15 protein-coding genes, 8 tRNA genes and 3 rRNA genes are annotated in these 20,506 nt (G+C 49.9%); all 26 read right to left on the bottom strand.

Going from position 1 to position 20,506, the window contains the following annotated elements; genetic code table 11:
- Positions 1-6 precede the first annotated feature (6 nt).
- Positions 7-82, bottom strand: a tRNA-Ala gene (locus MKY22_RS00505).
- 22 nt (positions 83-104) lie between these two features.
- Positions 105-181 (bottom strand) — tRNA-Pro (locus MKY22_RS00500).
- Positions 182-185: 4 nt separating this feature from the next.
- Positions 186-259: transfer RNA gene (locus MKY22_RS00495), tRNA-Arg, on the bottom strand.
- A gap of 38 nt (positions 260-297) precedes the next feature.
- Positions 298-384 (bottom strand) — tRNA-Leu (locus MKY22_RS00490).
- Between the two features lie 62 nt (positions 385-446).
- A tRNA-Thr gene (locus MKY22_RS00485) sits at positions 447-522 on the bottom strand.
- A 14-nt stretch (positions 523-536) separates the two neighbouring features.
- Positions 537-612: transfer RNA gene (locus tag MKY22_RS00480), tRNA-Val, on the bottom strand.
- Positions 613-621: 9 nt separating this feature from the next.
- Positions 622-737 (bottom strand): 5S ribosomal RNA (gene rrf, locus MKY22_RS00475).
- Positions 738-837: 100 nt separating this feature from the next.
- Positions 838-3,751: ribosomal RNA gene (locus MKY22_RS00470) — 23S ribosomal RNA — on the bottom strand.
- Between the two features lie 167 nt (positions 3,752-3,918).
- Positions 3,919-5,480, bottom strand: a 16S ribosomal RNA gene (locus tag MKY22_RS00465).
- Together the 16S, 23S and 5S rRNA genes with 6 tRNA genes alongside form the textbook arrangement of a ribosomal RNA operon.
- Before the next feature lie 381 nt (positions 5,481-5,861).
- A complete protein-coding gene (lysS, locus tag MKY22_RS00460) occupies positions 5,862-7,343 on the bottom strand; it encodes a lysine--tRNA ligase (protein ID WP_087682563.1) in 1,482 nt (493 codons plus the stop codon).
- A gap of 162 nt (positions 7,344-7,505) precedes the next feature.
- A complete protein-coding gene (gene dusB, locus MKY22_RS00455; protein ID WP_341085830.1) occupies positions 7,506-8,498 on the bottom strand; it encodes a tRNA dihydrouridine synthase DusB in 993 nt (330 codons plus the stop codon).
- Positions 8,498-9,013, bottom strand: a complete 516-nt coding sequence (gene folK, locus MKY22_RS00450; RefSeq protein WP_290779597.1) for a 2-amino-4-hydroxy-6-hydroxymethyldihydropteridine diphosphokinase — start codon at positions 9,011-9,013, stop codon at positions 8,498-8,500. Before folK ends, dusB begins: the two co-directional genes overlap by 1 nt.
- Complete coding sequence (gene folB / locus MKY22_RS00445) at positions 9,010-9,381, bottom strand: dihydroneopterin aldolase (RefSeq protein ID WP_023466572.1); 372 nt, start codon at positions 9,379-9,381, stop codon at positions 9,010-9,012. Before folB ends, folK begins: the two co-directional genes overlap by 4 nt.
- A gap of 2 nt (positions 9,382-9,383) precedes the next feature.
- Complete coding sequence (gene folP, locus MKY22_RS00440) at positions 9,384-10,169, bottom strand: dihydropteroate synthase (protein WP_149426600.1); 786 nt, start codon at positions 10,167-10,169, stop codon at positions 9,384-9,386.
- The gene (locus MKY22_RS00435; RefSeq protein ID WP_341085824.1) at positions 10,166-11,005 is read right to left on the bottom strand and encodes an aminotransferase class IV; all 840 of its coding nucleotides are present in this window, start codon (positions 11,003-11,005) and stop codon (positions 10,166-10,168) included. The genes folP and MKY22_RS00435 overlap by 4 nt, the downstream gene beginning before the upstream one ends.
- Positions 10,989-11,570, bottom strand: coding sequence for an anthranilate synthase component II (locus MKY22_RS00430; RefSeq protein ID WP_341085823.1), 582 nt, complete (start codon positions 11,568-11,570; stop codon positions 10,989-10,991). Before MKY22_RS00430 ends, MKY22_RS00435 begins: the two co-directional genes overlap by 17 nt.
- Positions 11,567-12,952 carry an anthranilate synthase component I family protein gene (locus MKY22_RS00425; RefSeq protein ID WP_290779587.1) on the bottom strand — a complete coding sequence of 462 codons (1,386 nt, stop codon included), beginning with the start codon at positions 12,950-12,952 and terminating at the stop codon, positions 11,567-11,569. The genes MKY22_RS00430 and MKY22_RS00425 overlap by 4 nt, the downstream gene beginning before the upstream one ends.
- 87 nt (positions 12,953-13,039) lie before the next feature.
- Positions 13,040-13,984 carry a cysteine synthase A gene (gene cysK, locus MKY22_RS00420; RefSeq protein WP_023466565.1) on the bottom strand — a complete coding sequence of 315 codons (945 nt, stop codon included), beginning with the start codon at positions 13,982-13,984 and terminating at the stop codon, positions 13,040-13,042.
- 80 nt (positions 13,985-14,064) lie between these two features.
- Positions 14,065-14,376 (bottom strand): hypothetical protein, encoded by a 312-nt coding sequence (locus MKY22_RS00415; protein WP_023466564.1) that lies wholly within the window; start codon positions 14,374-14,376, stop codon positions 14,065-14,067.
- Between the two features lie 12 nt (positions 14,377-14,388).
- Positions 14,389-15,312, bottom strand: coding sequence for an Hsp33 family molecular chaperone HslO (gene hslO / locus MKY22_RS00410; protein ID WP_023466563.1), 924 nt, complete (start codon positions 15,310-15,312; stop codon positions 14,389-14,391).
- 10 nt (positions 15,313-15,322) lie between these two features.
- The gene (locus MKY22_RS00405) at positions 15,323-16,084 is read right to left on the bottom strand and encodes a type III pantothenate kinase (RefSeq protein ID WP_029343061.1); all 762 of its coding nucleotides are present in this window, start codon (positions 16,082-16,084) and stop codon (positions 15,323-15,325) included.
- 180 nt (positions 16,085-16,264) lie between these two features.
- Complete coding sequence (gene ftsH / locus MKY22_RS00400) at positions 16,265-18,268, bottom strand: ATP-dependent zinc metalloprotease FtsH (protein WP_223041102.1); 2,004 nt, start codon at positions 18,266-18,268, stop codon at positions 16,265-16,267.
- A 120-nt stretch (positions 18,269-18,388) separates the two neighbouring features.
- Complete coding sequence (gene hpt / locus MKY22_RS00395) at positions 18,389-18,934, bottom strand: hypoxanthine phosphoribosyltransferase (protein WP_023466560.1); 546 nt, start codon at positions 18,932-18,934, stop codon at positions 18,389-18,391.
- Between the two features lie 33 nt (positions 18,935-18,967).
- Positions 18,968-20,200 (bottom strand): tRNA lysidine(34) synthetase TilS, encoded by a 1,233-nt coding sequence (gene tilS, locus MKY22_RS00390; protein ID WP_290779577.1) that lies wholly within the window; start codon positions 20,198-20,200, stop codon positions 18,968-18,970.
- A 68-nt stretch (positions 20,201-20,268) separates the two neighbouring features.
- Positions 20,269-20,340 (bottom strand) — tRNA-Glu (locus tag MKY22_RS00385).
- Between the two features lie 9 nt (positions 20,341-20,349).
- Positions 20,350-20,426: transfer RNA gene (locus tag MKY22_RS00380), tRNA-Met, on the bottom strand.
- Positions 20,427-20,506 lie beyond the last annotated feature (80 nt).

The raw sequence follows: 20,506 nt of genomic DNA, 5'->3' as shown, positions 1-20,506 counted from the left end.
TAAAAATGGTGGAGCCTAGCGGGATCGAACCGCTGACCTCCTGCGTGCAAGGCAGGCGCTCTCCCAGCTGAGCTAAGGCCCCATTAAAGGGATGAAATTGAAGATGGTCGGGAAGACAGGATTCGAACCTGCGACCCCTTGGTCCCAAACCAAGTGCTCTACCAAGCTGAGCTACTTCCCGAAAATGCACCCTGAGAGATTCGAACTCCCGACCCCTTGATTCGTAGTCAAGTACTCTATCCAGCTGAGCTAAGGGTGCGGAATATAAGGATCAAACAGCAAACATCAAAATGAAAATGGTACCGAGGGCCGGAATCGAACCGGCACGGGGAAACCCCCGCAGGATTTTAAGTCCTGTGCGTCTACCAGTTCCGCCACCCCGGCAGGGATATAAAAGGTAGAACCTTCATTCATAATTGAATTCTGGTGATCATTGAAGATAAAAATGGTGCCGGCAACAGGAGTCGAACCCGCGACCTACTGATTACAAGTCAGTTGCTCTACCAGCTGAGCTACACCGGCAAGTGTAATAAAAATGGTGGAGGATGACGGGATCGAACCGCCGACCCCCTGCTTGTAAGGCAGGTGCTCTCCCAGCTGAGCTAATCCTCCATATGTATCGCCTGGCAGCGTCCTATCCTCACAGGGGGAAGCCCCCAACTACTTTCGGCGTTCAAGTGCTTAACTTCCGTGTTCGGCATGGGAACGGGTGTGACCACTTGGCTATCGCCACCAGACATTTATTATCTTAACATTATGTTCACATAACGTCAAGACTTTTTTTCATTTTTTTAAAGGCTCGCGCCCTCAAAACTGAAGTCATCAACAAGCATCTGCTAGAACAAGGCCTCGACCGATTAGTATCACTCAGCTCCACATGTCGCCATGCTTCCACCCGTGACCTATCTACCTCATCGTCTCTGAGGGGTCTTTCTTGATTACTCAAAGGGAAATCTCATCTTGGAGGGGGCTTCATGCTTAGATGCTTTCAGCATTTATCCCGTCCGCACGTAGCTACCCAGCGATGCTCCTGGCGGAACAACTGGTACACCAGCGGTGCGTCCATCCCGGTCCTCTCGTACTAAGGACAGCTCTCCTCAAATTTCCTGCGCCCACGACGGATAGGGACCGAACTGTCTCACGACGTTCTGAACCCAGCTCGCGTACCGCTTTAATGGGCGAACAGCCCAACCCTTGGGACCTACTCCAGCCCCAGGATGCGATGAGCCGACATCGAGGTGCCAAACCTCCCCGTCGATGTGGACTCTTGGGGGAGATCAGCCTGTTATCCCCAGGGTAGCTTTTATCCGTTGAGCGATGGCCCTTCCATGCGGAACCACCGGATCACTAAGCCCGACTTTCGTCCCTGCTCGACTTGTAGGTCTCGCAGTCAAGCTCCCTTCTGCCTTTGCGCTCTACGAATGATTTCCAACCATTCTGAGGGAACCTTTGGGCGCCTCCGTTACTGTTTAGGAGGCGACCGCCCCAGTCAAACTACCCGCCTGACACGGTCCTCCAGCCGGATCACGGCTGCGAGTTAGAGACTCTATGCATGAAGGGCGGTATCCCAAGGGTGACTCCTCCGAAGCTGGCGCTCCGGGCTCGACGTCTCCCGCCTATCCTGTACATCATGCACAAAGCCTCAATATCAGGCTGTAGTAAAGCTCCATGGGGTCTTTCCGTCCTGTCGCGGGTAACCTGCATCTTCACAGGTACTATGATTTCACCGGGTCTCTCGTTGAGACAGTGCCCAAATCGTTACGCCTTTCGTGCGGGTCGGAACTTACCCGACAAGGAATTTCGCTACCTTAGGACCGTTATAGTTACGGCCGCCGTTTACTGGGGCTTCGGTTCAAAGCTTCGCTTGCGCTAACCCATCCCCTTAACCTTCCAGCACCGGGCAGGCGTCAGCCCCTATACGTCATCTTGCGATTTAGCAGAGACCTGTGTTTTTGCTAAACAGTCGTTTGGGCCTATTCACTGCGGCTCTACTCATGTAGAGCGTCCCTTCTCCCGAAGTTACGGGACCATTTTGCCGAGTTCCTTAACGAGAGTTATCCCGCGCGTCTTAGAATTCTCATCTCGCCTACCTGTGTCGGTTTACGGTACTGGCGCCTTCCCCCTCACTAGAGGCTTTTCTTGGCAGTGTGAAATCGTGACCTACGTCCCTACGGGACTCCGCGTCGTTCCTTGACTTTGATGTCTGACGGATTTGCCAATCAGACGGTCTTGAAACTTGCACATGCACTTCCATCCGCATGCGTCACTATCCTCCTGCGTCCCCCCATTGTTCAAACGGTGGATCGGCGGTACAGGAATATCAACCTGTTATCCATCGCCTACGCCTTTCGGCCTCGGCTTAGGTCCAGACTAACCCTGAGCGGACGAGCCTTCCTCAGGAAACCTTGGGCTTTCGACGGAGGGGATTCTCACCCCTCTTTTCGCTACTCACACCGGCATTCTCACTTCCAAACGCTCCACTGCTCCTTCCGGTACAGCTTCACAGCGGTTTGGAACGCTCCCCTACCATTCCTTACGGAATCCGCAGCTTCGGTGGTATGTTTAGCCCCGTTACATTTTCGGCGCGGCGCCACTCGACTAGTGAGCTATTACGCACTCTTTGAATGGTGGCTGCTTCTAAGCCAACATCCTAGCTGTCTAGGCAGCGCCACATCCTTTTCCACTTAACATACACTTTGGGACCTTAGCTGGCGGTCTGGGCTGTTTCCCTCTTGACTACGGATCTTATCACTCGCAGTCTGACTCCCGAGTATAAGTTGCTGGCATTCGGAGTTTAACTGAATTCGGTAACCCTGTGGGGGCCCCTAGTCCAATCAGTGCTCTACCTCCAGAACTCTCAACCTCGAGGCTAGCCCTAAAGCTATTTCGGGGAGAACCAGCTATCTCCAGGTTCGATTGGCATTTCACCGCTACCCACACCTCATCCCCGCACTTTTCAACGTGCGTGGGTTCGGACCTCCAGTCAGTGTTACCTGACCTTCATCCTGGACATGGGTAGATCACCTGGTTTCGGGTCTACGACAACGCACTGAACGCCCTGTTCAGACTCGCTTTCGCTACGGCTCCGCCTCATCGGCTTAACCTCGCGCGTTATCGTAACTCGCCGGTTCATTCTACAAAAGGCACGCCATCACCCGTTAACGGGCTCTGACTACTTGTAGGCATACGGTTTCAGGATCTATTTCACTCCCCTTCCGGGGTGCTTTTCACCTTTCCCTCACGGTACTGGTTCACTATCGGTCACTAGGGAGTATTTAGCCTTGGGAGATGGTCCTCCCGGATTCCGACGGGGTTTCACGTGTCCCGCCGTACTCAGGATCCACTCTGGAGGGAAAACAGTTTCAGCTACAGGGCTGTCACCTTCTTCGGCCGACCTTTCCAGGTCCTTCACCTACTGTCTTCCTTTTTGACTCCGTATAGAGTGTCCTACAACCCCGAAGAGCATGCTCTCCGGTTTGGGCTGTTCCCGTTTCGCTCGCCGCTACTCAGGGAATCGCATTTGCTTTCTCTTCCTCCGGGTACTTAGATGTTTCAGTTCCCCGGGTCTGCCTCACGCTACGCTATGTATTCACGTAACATGTCCCATCCCATTACGGATGGTGGGTTCCCCCATTCGGAAATCTTCGGATCAAAGCATACTTACTGCTCCCCGAAGCATATCGCTGTTCGTCGCGTCCTTCATCGGCTCCTAGTGCCAAGGCATCCACCGTACGCCCTTCATACCTTGATCTAGCGTTGGTATTCTAAGAACACACGTCTTAAATGACATGGTTAATTAAAAGTTTGATGTCTTGTTGATGTCTTCAGTTTTCAAGGTGCGAGTGTCTCTTACGAGACTGAGAGACGAGCTCTCAAAACTGAACGATGGGCATGTCCCGTAAGGGACGTTTTCCTTAGAAAGGAGGTGATCCAGCCGCACCTTCCGATACGGCTACCTTGTTACGACTTCACCCCAATCATCTACCCCACCTTCGACGGCTGGCTCCTTACGGTTACCTCACCGGCTTCGGGTGTTGCAAACTCTCGTGGTGTGACGGGCGGTGTGTACAAGACCCGGGAACGTATTCACCGCAGTATGCTGACCTGCGATTACTAGCGATTCCGACTTCATGCAGGCGAGTTGCAGCCTGCAATCCGAACTGGGAACGGCTTTATGGGATTGGCTCCACCTCGCGGTCTCGCTGCCCTTTGTACCGTCCATTGTAGCACGTGTGTAGCCCAACTCATAAGGGGCATGATGATTTGACGTCATCCCCACCTTCCTCCGGTTTGTCACCGGCAGTCTCCCTAGAGTGCCCAACTGAATGCTGGCAACTAAGGATAGGGGTTGCGCTCGTTGCGGGACTTAACCCAACATCTCACGACACGAGCTGACGACAACCATGCACCACCTGTCACCATTGTCCCCGAAGGGAAAACTTGATCTCTCAAGCGGTCAATGGGATGTCAAGAGTTGGTAAGGTTCTTCGCGTTGCTTCGAATTAAACCACATGCTCCACCGCTTGTGCGGGTCCCCGTCAATTCCTTTGAGTTTCAGCCTTGCGGCCGTACTCCCCAGGCGGAGTGCTTAATGCGTTAGCTTCAGCACTGAGGGGCGGAAACCCCCCAACACCTAGCACTCATCGTTTACGGCGTGGACTACCAGGGTATCTAATCCTGTTTGCTCCCCACGCTTTCGCGCCTCAGCGTCAGTTACAGACCAAAGAGTCGCCTTCGCCACTGGTGTTCCTCCACATCTCTACGCATTTCACCGCTACACGTGGAATTCCACTCTTCTCTTCTGTACTCAAGCCTTCCAGTTTCCAATGGCCCTCCCCGGTTGAGCCGGGGGCTTTCACATCAGACTTAAAAGGCCGCCTGCGCGCGCTTTACGCCCAATAATTCCGGACAACGCTTGCCACCTACGTATTACCGCGGCTGCTGGCACGTAGTTAGCCGTGGCTTTCTCGTAAGGTACCGTCAAGGTACGAGCATTTCCTCTCGTACGTGTTCTTCCCTTACAACAGAGTTTTACGATCCGAAAACCTTCATCACTCACGCGGCGTTGCTCCATCAGACTTTCGTCCATTGTGGAAGATTCCCTACTGCTGCCTCCCGTAGGAGTCTGGGCCGTGTCTCAGTCCCAGTGTGGCCGATCACCCTCTCAGGTCGGCTATGCATCGTCGCCTTGGTGGGCCGTTACCCCACCAACTAGCTAATGCACCGCAAGGCCATCTCAAGGTGACGCCGGAGCGCCTTTCATCAACGGACCATGCGGTCCGATGAACTATCCGGTATTAGCTCCGATTTCTCGGAGTTATCCCAATCCTTGAGGCAGGTTCCTTACGTGTTACTCACCCGTCCGCCGCTCATTCCACTGCCTTCCCTCCGAAGAGTTCCGTCAGTTTCCTGCGCTCGACTTGCATGTATTAGGCACGCCGCCAGCGTTCGTCCTGAGCCAGGATCAAACTCTCCATGAAGTGTTTGACTTGCTCGTTTTTGTGACCGAAGTCACGATTGACGAAGCTTGCGCTTCATTCGTTTTTGTATTCCGTAGAATACGATTTTTGCCTCATCGTTCAGTTTTCAAAGTTCGTCGTGTCGTTTTCAGCGACTTTAATATCTTAACAAGTTATCAACCCGATTGTCAACAACTTTTTTGATATTTATTTTTGTGTGTCACGACCATTCGCGGCACAAGAAGTAATATACCATGGCTTTTTGAATCGTACAAGCATTTTATTAGAAAAACATTTAAAAACTTTTATTTACCCGTTTTTCGACTCGTTTATCCCTATGTTGACTTCAAAAAGAATGCTCCGTTCCTTCTATACAATATAGAAAGAACGGAGCTCCACTCATTAATTTTGTTGGTGACGCATCGTTGGGAAGAGTAATACATCACGAATCGATGGCGCATTCGTCAACAACATGACGAGACGATCGATCCCGATCCCAAGACCACCCGTTGGCGGCATACCGTACTCGAGTGCTTCGATAAAGTCTGTATCCATTTCATGTGCTTCATCGTTGCCTGCTTCTTTTTCGACGAGTTGTGCTTCGAAGCGTTCACGTTGATCGATTGGATCGTTCAATTCCGTGAAGGCATTCGCATGCTCACGACGAACGATGAATAATTCAAAGCGATCCGTAAAGCGTGGATCCTCTGGATTTTTCTTCGCAAGCGGTGACACTTCAACAGGATGACCATAGACGAATGTTGGTTGAACGAGTGTTTCTTCTACTTTTTGTTCGAAGAACTCATTCAAGATATGTCCCGTCGTCATGTGTGACTGAACTTCAACACCGTGTTCATGTGCTAGTTCGAGGGCACGTTCGTTTGAAATCTGTTCAAAGAAGTCAACACCTGTCGCTTCTTTAACGAGATCTACCATGTGTGCTCGTTTCCAACCGACAGATAGATCAATGACGTCTTCTCCGTAAGTGACTTGTGTCGTACCGAGTACTTCTTGTGCGACGTGAGCGATCAGATTCTCTGTTAAGTTCATGATGTCTTTATAATCCGCATACGCTTCATAGAGTTCGATCATCGTAAACTCTGGGTTATGGCGTGTTGAAATTCCTTCATTACGGAACACACGACCGATTTCGTAGACTTTCTCAAGTCCACCGACGATCAAACGTTTCAAATGGAGCTCGATCGCAATCCGCATGTAAAGCGTCATGTCGAGCGCATTATGATGCGTGATGAACGGACGAGCCGATGCTCCACCCGCAATCGTATGCAACATTGGTGTTTCGACTTCCAAGTATCCGAGGTTATCGAGATATTGACGAATTCCACGAATGACTTTACTCCGCGCGATGAATGTCTCACGTGATTCTTGGTTCGTAATAAGGTCGAGGTAACGCTGACGGTAGCGTTGCTCGATATCTTTTAATCCGTGATATTTATCCGGAAGCGGACGTAATGCTTTCGTTAATAACGTAAATGCTGTGACGTGAACAGAAAGTTCACCAACATTCGTCTTGAACACATATCCTTGGATCCCGACGATGTCACCTAAGTCACATGTCTTATAGATCTCATACGCCTCTTCGCCGACGTCATCTTTACGGACATACAACTGAATTTGACCTTGTACATCCTGAACATTCGTAAAGCCAACCTTCCCTTTACGACGTGTCGTCATGACACGTCCCGCGATGGCAACTTCCGGTTTCAGTTCAGCCAATTCTTCTTTTGTATGTTCACCAAATGATGCACGAATGCTCGCAGTATCCGTCGAACGTTCAAAACGTGCGCCGAATGGATCGAGACCTTGTTCACGCATGGCGTTCATCTTACCGAGACGCACCTGCATTTGATCGTTCATTTCCATATCCTGACTCACTGTCTTCACTCCTTTTAATAATGGTTCACGACGATTCTCTCGAATAAAAAGCTGTCGGAATGACCGACAGCCCTTTTAGAAAACCGATACGCTCATCTTCAATGCAACTAGCGTACCACAAAACGACTCTGTCCGACTATACTTTACCTGTTAGGCATATGCTACGTCTTCTTCGAGTGTCTGCAAGTACTGCTGTAACAGTTCGACGAGTCCTGCGTGTGTGTCGATATTGAATAACGCATTGCGAACGCGACCGTTCCCCTTCATTCCTTTCAAATACCAGGCGACATGTGTCCGCATTTCGCGTACGGCGAGTTCTTCTCCCTTTAGCGCGACTAGTCGTGTGGCGTGTAAGAGACAGATATCAATCTTCTCACGCGCCGTCGGTTCTGCTGGAAGCGTTCCTGATTCGAGATACTGGATCGTCTGATACAACATCCACGGGTTCCCGAGAGCTGCCCGTCCGATCATGACACCGTCGACGCCGATCTCATCAATCATCCGCTTTGCATCTTGCGGCGTCTGAACATCTCCATTTCCGATGATCGGAATGTTGACCGCTTTTTTCGCTTTGCCAATGATGTTCCAGTCTGCGACCCCTTCATACTTTTGCGAACGTGTCCGCCCGTGGATGGCAACGGCTTTCGCACCACCCGCTTCTGCCGCTTTGACATTATCAACACAATAGATGTGATGACTGTCCCAGCCGGTCCGCATCTTAACAGTAACGGGTTTATCGATCGCTTGCGTCACCGCATGGACCATCTCATATACCTTATCCGGATCAAGCAACCATTTCGCTCCAGCATCACTTTTCGTGACTTTCGGGACCGGACAGCCCATGTTGATGTCAATGATATCGGCATTCGTGTTCGCCTCGACATATCGTGCCGCTTGAACGAGTGTCTCTTTTGAACCGCCATAGATTTGAAGGCTGAGCGGTTTTTCCCGTTCATCTACGTACAGCATCTGAAGCGTTCGTTCGTTCTCGTACAAGATCCCTTTATCGCTGACCATCTCCGCACAGACGAGTCCCGCACCGAATTCCTTTGCAATTAACCGAAACGCCGGATTACAGACGCCTGCCATCGGTGCCAAGATGACTTGATTCTTCAGTTTGACATCACCAATGTTAAATTCCATTATTGTTCCTCCGCTTCTAAAAGCCCACCTAACCGTCGTACACCGTTTCGTTCTGTCTCTGGTAACTGCTGATACAACTGCTCGACGCTTTGTCCAAGACCGGGTATGACGCATGTTGCTGCGAGTTCACGTAATGGTGCGAGGACGAATGCCCGCTCTTGCATCCGCGGATGCGGAACGGTTAATCCTTCGAGATCAATGCGTTCTTCCTCATATAGCAAAATATCTAAGTCAAGCGTTCGTGGTCCATTTTTGAACAGACGCTCGCGTCCTTCTAGCTGTTCAATTTCCTGCAGTCGCCCAAGTAAGACAGATGCCTCATCCGTCGTTTGAATTGCGACGACCATATTATAGAATAAATCCTGATCGAGATATCCGACAGGTACCGTCTCATAAATGGAAGAGGTCTTCACATCATGAACGGACGGTAATGCTCTCAGGCGAGCAATCGCTACTTTTAAGTGAGCCGCTTTATCGCCGATGTTCGAGCCGAGTGCAATGTAAGCTTGCTTCATGCATAGTCCTCCCGAAGGCGATTGATTTCGACCGCCACATGTTCATAATGACCGGCAATTGGCGGATCCGGCTTGATGACCTTGATCGACGCTTCTTGAATTCGTTCATCCAACGCAAAAACTGCTTTTGCAATACGGTCCGCCAAGGCTTCGACGAGTTGGAGCGGTTCTCCTTCGACGACACGTTTCGTCGCTTCATACAATTCGGCGTAATTGACACTTTTCGTCAAATCATCCGTCCGACCGGCTTCTGCCAATGCAAGTCCGATCGATAAATCGACATTGAAGCGTTGACCGAGTTTCGTCTCTTCTGCGAATACACCGTGATACCCATAAAAACGCATGCCTGTTACATGAATTCGATCCATCGTTATTCCCCCTTCGTCGCAGCCAACATGATGTCCATCATCTGCGCTGCCCGTTTGACTTCTTTGACGTCATGCACACGCATCCAGTCACATCCTTGTTGAATCCCGTAACACACCGTCGCAATCGTTCCTTCGAGTCGTTCTTCTGTCGGTAATCCGAGCGCGAGTCCGATCATCGATTTACGGGATGTCCCGAGTAAAACCGGATACCCGAAGTCCGTTACGATCGATAGATGACGCATCAGGTACAAGTTCTCTTCATGCGTCTTCATGAATCCAATCCCAGGGTCGAGCCAAATGTGTTCTTCCGCTACCCCTGCCTGTTTTGCTAACCGAATGGATTCCTCAAGGTCAGCCCGGACTTCTGCCAGCATATCTGTCCCATGCGCCGTCTCCCGGTTATGCATCAAAATGATGGGTACTTTATACTGCGCAGCAACGTTGACCATCGAACGGTCGCCCCACTTCGAGCCCCAAACATCGTTGATGATATCTGCTCCCGCTTCAATAGCAGCCTCTGCGACGACCGGTTTGTACGTATCGATCGATACGAGGACGTTCAGCTCTCGTTTGATGCGCTTGATGATCGGTAAAACACGGGCGAGTTCTTCTTCGACTGATACGAATGCTGCCCCCGGTCGTGTTGATTCTCCACCGACATCGATCGCATCTGCTCCATCCGCGACGAGCTGACGCGCTTGCCGCATCGCTTGCTCGACATCGACATATTGTCCACCGTCCGAAAAGGAGTCCGGTGTCACGTTCAAGATACCCATGATGTAAGTCATCGTTGTTCTCTCCTTGTCGTCACCTGTTCGACGGATTGATCGAACAGCGTCATGATTTGTGCATATCCTGTTCCGTTGATTCCAGGGAAAGGGCGTCCGTCAAGTGACGAAATCGCGACCGCTTCCTGAACGGAATTCGTATAGATGATCTCATCTGCTTCTTCGAGCTGCGGTAAATAAGCCAAGCGTTCTTCGACCGGTACATGTTGCATGAGAAACTGACGGGTAATCCCGTTCAGTGCACCGGTTTCAAGCGATGACGTATACCATGTACTTCCGTAACGCCAAAAGATGTTTGACGTAATGCCCTCACAGACATGACCTTCCTTCGTTAAAAACAGCCCTTCTGCTTCCGGATTGAACAATTGTCGTTTCGCCACTAGATTGTTCATGTAATGATGTGACTTCAAGCGGTAAGTCGTCTCCGGCGTACTGCGCGGTAAACGAATCGTCTCGAGTGCACGTTCCGCCCGTTTTCGCGGAGCGATTGGTTTCGCATAGATCAACACGGTCGGCGTATCGTAAGGATCGATTGATAAACCAATCTCGCGTGGACCAGCCGAGACGTTCAACCGAATGTATAAATCGTTCGCCTCATATGCTGCATATAAATCTTGGATCGCTTGCCGTAAGGCTTCCCGATCATATGCTAGCTGGATTCCGAGTGCGACACAACTCATCCGTAAGCGTTCAATATGATCATCGAACAAAAACGGATGTCCGTTATAGGTCCGAAACGTCTCGAATACACCCATCCCGTAGACGAATCCGTGATCGAGCGGGGAGATGCGTACTTCTTCTTCTCGTTTAATGGTTCCGTCATGCCAGAGATACATAATGCGTCAACTCCAAGAAATTTTTTAACATCTGCTTACCGTCTCGCGTCAAAATCGCTTCCGGATGGAACTGGACACCGAGAATCGGCAACGTCCGGTGACGGAGTGCCATGATCTCTCTACCGGCTTCCGCCGTCACTTCGAGCACTTCCGGGAATGTCTCGCGTTCAACGACGAGCGAGTGATAACGTGTCACCGGCGTCGCTTGTGGTATCCGTTCAAAGATGCCTTGTCCGTCATGCGTCAGTGGCGAGACTTTTCCGTGCATCAATTCCTTCGCGCGGACGACTTTACCACCGAATACTTGCCCAATCGCTTGATGACCTAAGCAGACCCCTAGTATCGGCACCTTTCCAGCAAAATAAGCAATCGCTTCTAGACTGATCCCCGCTTCATTCGGTGTACAGGGGCCCGGTGAGATGACCAGATGATCCGGTTGTAACGCTTCGATTTCCGCAAGCGTGATCGCGTCGTTGCGAAATACCCGGATGTCTTGCCCAAGTTCGCCGAAATACTGGACTAAGTTGTACGTAAAGGAATCATAGTTATCAATCAATACAATCATTGCGTTCCCTCCGCTGTTTCTTTTGTCACCCATAACGCTTTGGCTTTACTAAGTGACTCTTCGTATTCACGTGCTGCGTCCGAATCTGTGACGACTCCAGCACCTGCTTGAACATATGCCATCCCGTCTTTTGCGACGAGTGTCCGGATCAAGATGTTGAAAATGACATCATCCGCCCAACTGATGAAGCCAAGCGACCCAGTATAGATACCGCGCCGGACCGGCTCCAGTTCTTCAATGATTTCCATCGTCCGGATTTTTGGTGCGCCAGTGATCGTACCACCTGGGAACATCGCAGCGAGCACCTGACTCCCCGAGTGTTCCGGAGCTACTTCCCCTCTGACGTTTGAGACGATGTGTTGTACGTGCGAGTATTTTTCGATCACCATCAGCTCATCGACATGAACCGTACCATAACGACTGACGCGTCCTAAATCATTCCGCTCTAAATCAACGAGCATCACATGCTCTGCCCGTTCTTTTTCATTATCGAGTAAGGTTTTCGCAAGTCGTAAATCCTCCGCTTCATCCTTCCCGCGCGGCCGTGTTCCGGCAATCGGACGTGTCGCTAACGCATCACCGATTTTTTCGACGAGCAACTCGGGTGAGGCAGACACGAGTGTTAAATCTTCATCCGCAAAGTAACCCATGTATGGAGAAGGATTGACTTGTCGTAATACATCATACAAATGTTCCGCTGTCGTCCCAAGCGGTTCTTGTTGACGGACGGACAAATTAACTTGGAAAACGTCACCGTCCTCAATATAGGATTTAATCCGGTGTGCTGCTGTCATGAACGCTTCCTGCCCGAAAGCCCGTTCTCGCTCACCTGATGAACCAGTCGCTGTAAATCGAGGTGCATCCGTCTCGATGCACCAACGCGCGACTTCCGTTTCAAGAACTCGCTCTGCTTCTTCTGCCGTGTCTCGTGTCACGGCAATGAACAACTGCTTCGTTTCCTCATCAAACACGGCGACTTCATCGTACCAGTAAAATGATAGATCGGGTGTTTGCAGATCATCCATCGCTTGTTCCGTTAGCTTTTCTAAATAACGGACGGCATCATAACTGACGTATCCGGCAAACCCACCAAAGAACGGTGGCATTCCATCCGGTCGGACTGATTCACGGTCGACGCGGAGCTGTTCGAGTACATCAAACGGATTCGCCGTCGATGTCTCGACTTTTCCATCTGTCTCAATCGTCGTCGTTCCGTCTTTTGTCCGGACGTATCCGACAGGACGAGTCGCCGCCATCGTATACCGGCCGATTCGACCGCTTTCGAGCCAGACGTGTCCCGTTGTGCCATTCGTCTGTTCAACATATCGATTGTAGAATTGTTCTTTCGTCCATGGTACTGCTTTGTATTTCGTCTGTCGCATACGCGTCCCCCACTTCACATTATTCTGCTCTCATTATACGCAAAAAAGTACACGGAAGCCGAATGACTTCCGTGTACGTCCAGTTGATTACTTCGATTGGTCTGCTTCTTCCTCGATTTGATACAGCGGTGTACTTAAGTACCGCTCCCCATTCGAAGGAATGATTGCGAGAACGTTTTTCCCTTTACCGAGACGTTTCGCTGTCTTGAGCGCCGCTGCAATCGCAGCACCTGACGAGATACCACCTAAGACACCATTCGTCTTCGCTGCTCGGCGTGCGTGATCGAATGCTTCTTCCGTCGTGATTTGCTCAACACCATCATAAATCTCTGTATCGAGAATCGACGGCACGAACCCAGCACCGATTCCTTGCAGTTTGTGTGGTCCCGGTTTACCACCTGATAAGACCGGTGAATCCGTTGGTTCGACGGCAATGATTTCAATACCTTGGAAAGCATCGCGTAACACTTTACCAGCACCGGTGATCGTTCCGCCCGTTCCAATTCCCGCGATGAACGCATCGAGTTGCATGCCTTCGAACGCTTCGACGATTTCAGGACCTGTCGTTTTTTCATGGACGACTGGATTAGCACCGTTATTGAATTGTTGCGGCATGAAGTAACCGTGTTCTTCCGCTTCCGCTGTCGCGCGAGCGATCGCACCCTTCATCCCTTCAGGACCCGGAGTCAGAATCAATTCCGCACCATAGGCGCGAAGCAACGTCCGGCGCTCCATGCTCATCGTTTCTGGCATGACGAGGATGGCGCGATATCCTTTCGCCGAAGCGACCATCGCTAGTCCGATCCCTGTGTTTCCACTCGTCGGCTCGATGATCGTGTCTCCTTCTTTGAGTTGACCCGCTTCTTCTGCGGCCTCAATCATAGATAGCGCGATCCGGTCTTTTACGCTTGATCCAGGGTTCATGTACTCCAATTTCAGATACACATCTGCATCCTCAGGACCCGTTAGATGATGTAACTTGACGATCGGGGTCCGACCGACTAAATCTAATACTGAATTCGCAATACGCATGACCATTCCTCCTCATTAGTGAACCGCTTGAATTCCAAGTAATCCGATAAACTAATTATCAGCGGACTGGATGAAATCTGTCAATCAAAGCGTTTGACTTCCGGCTTTTTTCCATCCTTCGTCTGGCGTTCGACCGCTTCTTGAATCAAACGATCAATCGTCTGTTTTTCCTGTTCCGTTCGCATCGTCTGATAGACCATCGCGCGCGTGATTTTCTCATCACCGACTTCGGCGACGACATCCTCGAGCGGACCACCGATGCTGTCTTGAACGATTTTAGGAGAATCGACCTTTGGGAGCTCACCCATGAAGGCGTAAGCACCGGTCATGAAATTCGTCAACATTAAGATGAAGATCAACATCCACAAGTACTTAGGTTGTACATTCCCCATATTAGATCCCTCTTATGCTCTTTCGAGTGATTTTTCGCGAAGTTCCTCTAATTCTGGAACATCATAGTGATAATGCTCTGAACAGAAGTGACAAACAGCTTCCGCACCACCATCTTCATCAATCATCGCTTGAATCTCATCTGGTCCAAGAGCGATGATCGCTGTCGCTAATTTGTCACGGTCACACGTACATTCGAATGATACTGGAATCGTATCAAGATGTTCATAGTCACCGAGAACGAGTTCTAACATTTCTTCTGGTGTTTTTTCCTCACCGACGAGAATCGAGATCGGTTTTAGGGCTCCAACACGTTTTTCGAGTGCTGCAATCGTCTCTTCCGATGCACCTGGCATCAATTGAACGATCAAGCCACCTGCTGCGATGACTGATTCGTCTTCTGGATAAACGAGAACGCCAGCCCCAACGACCGATGGGCTTTGTTCCGATACAGCGAAGTAATACGTGAAGTCTTCGCTGATCTCACCTGTTTGAATCGGCGATTGACCACCGACGAAGTCACGCAACCCGAGGTCTTTGATGACAGAGATGTTTCCGCGACCGACCGCTTCACCGACTTTTAGTTTCGTCAGACCATCTGCATTGACATACGTATCCATCTCGACGCGGGGACGACTCACATATCCACGTACGACACCTTTTGCGTCGGCATCGACGATGATTTTCCCAATCGGTCCATCGCCTTCGACTTTTAATGTGACACGTGTATCGCCTTTTTGCATCGTACCCATCATTGCACCGATCGTCAGTGTCCGACCGAGCGCTGCTGTGACGACAGGTGTCGTCTGGTGGCGCAGTTGTGCTTCATAGACCGTCTTCGTCGAACGGATTGCAAACGCACGGACTTCTCCATTGAAGCCTAACGCCCGTACTAAATAGTCATCTTTTAATTGTGCTAATAATTCTTCACGTTTCATCTTGATTCCCTCACTTATTTCGTTCGTAGATAATCCGTAATCCATCTAACGTCAAGAATGGATCGACGACCTCAATCATCGTGGATTCCTCGCTGATTAATCGGGCTAAGCCGCCGGTCGCAATGACCTTCGCTTCTCCCATTTCTTCTTTCATCCGGTGAACGAGTCCGTCCACCTGTGCCACATATCCGAAATAGGTCCCCGACTGCATCGCATGAATCGTATTCCGTCCGATGGCTGACTGCGGTTTCGCGATTTCGATTCGTGGCAATTTTGCTGCCTTATTATAGAGTGCCTCGGTTGCAACCATCACACCGGGTGAGATGATGCCGCCGTAATACCGTTTTTGTGCATCGATGTAACAATACGTCGTCGCTGTTCCGAAATCGACGATGATCATCGGTCCCTCGTATTTCGCCGTCGCCGCTACTGCGTTGACGATTCGATCGGCTCCCACTTCCCGTGGATTATCGACTTTTAAATCCAGTCCTGTCTTGATTCCTGGTCCAATCAAGAACGGACGGCGTTTAAAGTAACGCACACACATATTTTCTAGCGGAAACACGACGGGGGGTACGACAGATGATAACACGATTCCCTCGATTTCTTCCACGTTTAGCTCTGCGTCACGGAACAACGCTTTGACGAGCATACCGTATTCGTCCGTCGTCCGTGTTCGGTCTGTCGCAATCCGCCAATGCTCAATCAACTCTTGTCCTTGATAGACACCTAAGACGATATTCGTATTTCCGACATCGATGACTAAAATCATTTGCTTATTTCCCCGCTTCTTCTCAATTTTCATGCTTCTATTGTATTCCGTTGTTTCACGATCGGAACTATATACGTTGTGATTATACCATGCTCGTATGGTCACACCTACCGATGTGTATTCGCTCGGTCTGCCACAAAAAAGAACGGATTCGATATCAATCGAATCCGTTCCATCCGTTTACACTTGATCGTCGCGACGCGGCGTATCTGGTGTATCCGTATCTACATTTTTCCCTTCGTCAACGACTGAACCCATTTGCGTTGGAGACTCTGTCGGTTGATCAACAGTTGCATCTGTCGATTCCGGTGCTTTCTCTTCTGCTTTTGGAGTCGTTGCTTCTGGTTCATGTTTTTTGTATTCGCCTGTCTCTAGGAGATGGTGAATTTGTTTTTGATCAAGTGTTTCAACTTCAAGCAACGTCGTTGCAATCAAGTCGAGCTGATCGCGCTTCTCAGTCAGGATATCTTTCGCTTTTTGGTAACAGCGGTTGATGATCGCTTGGATTTCCGTATCGATCTCGTGTGCGATTGCATCCGAGTAATTCTGTTCGTTTTGGAAATCACGGCCGAGGAAGACGTTACCGCTTTGACCTGATCCGAATTGAAGTGGTCCGAGTTTTTCACTCATCCCGAACTCCATGACCATTTTCCGTGCAAGACCTGTCGCACGCTGGAAGTCATTGCTTGCCCCAGTCGAGACTTCTCCGAAGACGATGTCCTCTGCGACGCGACCACCGAGCAATCCAGTAATCTTATCTTCGAGTTCCGGCTTCGTCATGAAGTAACGATCTTCTTTTGGCAACATGACGACATATCCGCCCGCGTTTCCGCGAGGAACGATTGTTACCTTGTGTACTTCATCCGCATCGTCGAGCGTGACACCGATGATCGTATGTCCAGCTTCGTGCCATGCGACGATCTTTTTCTCTTTCGGCGAGATGATCCGGCTCTTCTTCGCTGGTCCAGCAATGACGCGGTCAATCGCTTCTTCGAGGTCAACGATTGAGACTTTATCACGATCTGCACGAGCGGCAACAAGTGCTGCTTCGTTTAGAAGGTTTTCAAGATCCGCACCTGAGAATCCAGGTGTTCGTTGTGCGATGGCTTTCAAATCAACCGTTGAATCAAGTGGTTTGTTCCGCGCGTGAACTTTCAAGACTGCTTCACGACCGACGACATCTGGACGGTCAACCGTGATTTGACGGTCAAAACGACCTGGACGGAGTAAGGCTGGGTCAAGAATATCAGCACGGTTCGTTGCTGCGATCATGATGATGCCTTCGTTTTCACTGAATCCATCCATCTCAACGAGAAGTTGGTTCAATGTTTGCTCACGCTCATCGTGTCCACCACCGAGACCTGCGCCCCGTTGACGACCAACAGCATCGATTTCATCGATGAAGATGATACATGGTGCATTTTTCTTCGCGTTTTCGAACAAGTCACGGACACGCGATGCCCCGACACCAACGAACATCTCAACGAAGTCAGAACCTGAAATCGAGAAGAATGGTACGCCAGCTTCACCAGCTGCGGCACGTGCGAGCAACGTCTTACCTGTACCTGGAGGACCTACGAGGAGGACCCCTTTTGGAATACGGGCACCGAGTTTCGCGAATTTACGCGGATCTTTCAAGAATTCGACGACTTCGACGAGTTCTTGTTTCTCCTCGTCTGCGCCGGCTACATCATCAAACGTGATCTTTTTCTTCTCTGTATCATAGAGGCGTGCCTTCGATTTCCCGAAGTTCATGACGCGACCGCCACCACCGCCACCTTGTGCTTGATTAATCAAGAAGAAGAAGAGGATGAAGATGATGATGAATGGAACGATCGTCGTCAGTAACGCGATCCAACCACCATTCGTTTCTGCTGCCTTGAAGTCCAATTTGACTCCTTGGCTTCTGAGTTGCGTATAGAGATCCGTTAGTTCCGTATCAACAGCCGGTACGACCGTCTCATACGTTGAATCTTTTTCACGCAAATCTCCTGTCACATTATACGTCTGCCCTTCATATTGGAAGGTAGCCGTCTTGATTTCACCTTTTTCAACAGACTCGACAAACTGTGTGTAATTGATTTCTTTGCTTTTGTTCACTGGACTCTGCAAGTATTGCAGAAACAAGATCAAAGCTAGAAAAATGACCCCAAACACGAGGGTATTCTTCACTGCTCGGTTCATCTTATGCCTCCTCTCCGCATCCATCTCGTTTTTCTAATGGATGAATACGAATCCTGGCGCGACAGGGCGCGCTTTGTAATTGGTTTCATCTTATCATGGGACAGACGAGATTAAAAATAATTAGCCGCCGTAGACTGCAGGTTTCAAGACACCTACATACGGAAGGTTACGGTATTTCTCTTCGTAATCCAGACCATAACCGACGACGAATTCGTGTGGAATGACGAAGCCGCTGTAATCTGCGTGCAAGTCATTCTTCCGTCCTGTTGGTTTGTCGAGCAACGTCACGATCTTAACGGACTTCGCTTTCCGGTACTTGAAGAGGTCGACGAGGTAGCCAAGCGTTAATCCGCTGTCGATGATATCTTCGACAATCAAGATGTCGCGTCCTTCTACCGATGTGTTCAAATCTTTTTCAATCTTGACTTCACCTGTTGATGTTGTCCCACCGTGATACGTTGAAACGTCCATGAAGTCCATTTCAAGGTGCATATCCATCTTTTTGACAAGATCAGACATGAACGGCATTGCGCCTTTTAAGACACACACAAGCAACGGAAAACGATCGTGATAATCCGCTGTCAATTCGCCGGCGAGTTCGCCCACTTTATTTTGGATCTCTTCTTCTGAAATCAGTACTTTTTCCATATCGTTCATCAAGGTCATGCTAGGTATTCCTCCTCCATAATAAACACTACATTACCATTCTATCATTAAATAAGATTTTGCGAGGAGTTCAAATGACCCGAATATTGCAATTCGATGTCCAATGACGGCTAAAATCACTCCATTTGCATCGACGACGACCGGAACCTGTTCTCGGAGATAACGTGGAACCTTAGCATCAATCAGAATTCGACTGACTTTTTTCGAACCTACGGCAAGCTGGATTCGATCTCCTGGACGTGGCGGACGCACCGTCAACGGGAACGCAATCGCGTCCAGCGGGATACCTTGGTTTCCGATTGAGAAGCGAACCATTTGTCCACCATAATGATACGTTCCCAAATTCTCCCCTACTTGAAACGGTAAATCGTCATTCATTGACCGTATCACACGATCCTGCATCAAAAAGCCATATGCACGTCGCATCCTCCAGTTTCCATAATACACTTCGTCCGAGCCCTTATCCACCCGAAGCCACATGATGAAGTGACGAATCGTTTCTGAAGAAAACGTTTCTCCCGTTAGTGTCGGCAAGACAAGCCGCTGTAAATCCGTCGGTAATTCTAAAATACGTGCTATCGGAATTCCGTTTGCTTCCTTACACCGGTCGAGATAGGTCGCGACGAATGTCGCCTGCTCACGCATGATTTGCTGTCGCGCATGCGCTGCCGCTGCTGTTGCTTGTTCAAACTCTGGACGAATTTCTCGGAGTGGCGGCACAATCGTATGCCGGATTTGATTACGCAAATAAGTAGTTTCTGCATTTGACGCATCTTCTCGCCACGGAACTTCATGTTGCAATGCATACTCGCGTAATGTTTGCTTCGATTCATGTAGCAACGGTCGATGCAACCAACCGTTACCAAACGGACGAACGACGGGAATACCATCAACCTGCGCTTCTCCACGAATGAGCTGAATGAGTAGCGTCTCAATTTGATCGTCTTGATGATGGGCGAGAATCAGACGCGAGCGCCCGGTCTCTTCCATGATTCGTTCAAAAAACGCATATCTCTCTTCGCGACAAGCTGCTTGAGAGCTCGTACGTCCTGTCCATTCTAAACGCGTCATGAAAAAAGATATCTTTCGGGCCGTTGCCCACTCCTGAATAAAGCACGCTTCTTCGTCGGACGCCTCTCGTAATCCATGATGCACATGCGCAATCGCGATATCGTAACCTTCTTTGTACAACCGATCGACGAGTACCATCGAATCACAACCTCCCGAAACACCTACTAAAAGTGGTTCGAACGGCACACCTTCCATAACGATTTCCCCTTTCCGTTAAAACCTAAAAAAAGCTATCTCTATATAATAGAGATAGCTTTTGAGAATGACCCGTACGGGATTCGAACCCGTGTTACCGCCGTGAAAGGGCGGTGTCTTAACCGCTTGACCAACGGGCCAAAAAAATATGGTAGCGGCGGAGGGAGTCGAACCCACGACCTCACGGGTATGAACCGTACGCTCTAGCCAGCTGAGCTACACCGCCATATTTTTAACTCGTGCGTCTTAAGCACATTTTCTATAATACGGGCAGGTCAAATGAAAGTCAACGCTTTTTCTAAAAAT

This window comes from Exiguobacterium sp. FSL W8-0210 (assembly GCF_038006045.1).
Classification (GTDB): domain Bacteria; phylum Bacillota; class Bacilli; order Exiguobacteriales; family Exiguobacteriaceae; genus Exiguobacterium_A.
Note: the sequence above shows the minus strand (reverse complement) of the source record. Positions and strands in the feature narration are given on the sequence as shown.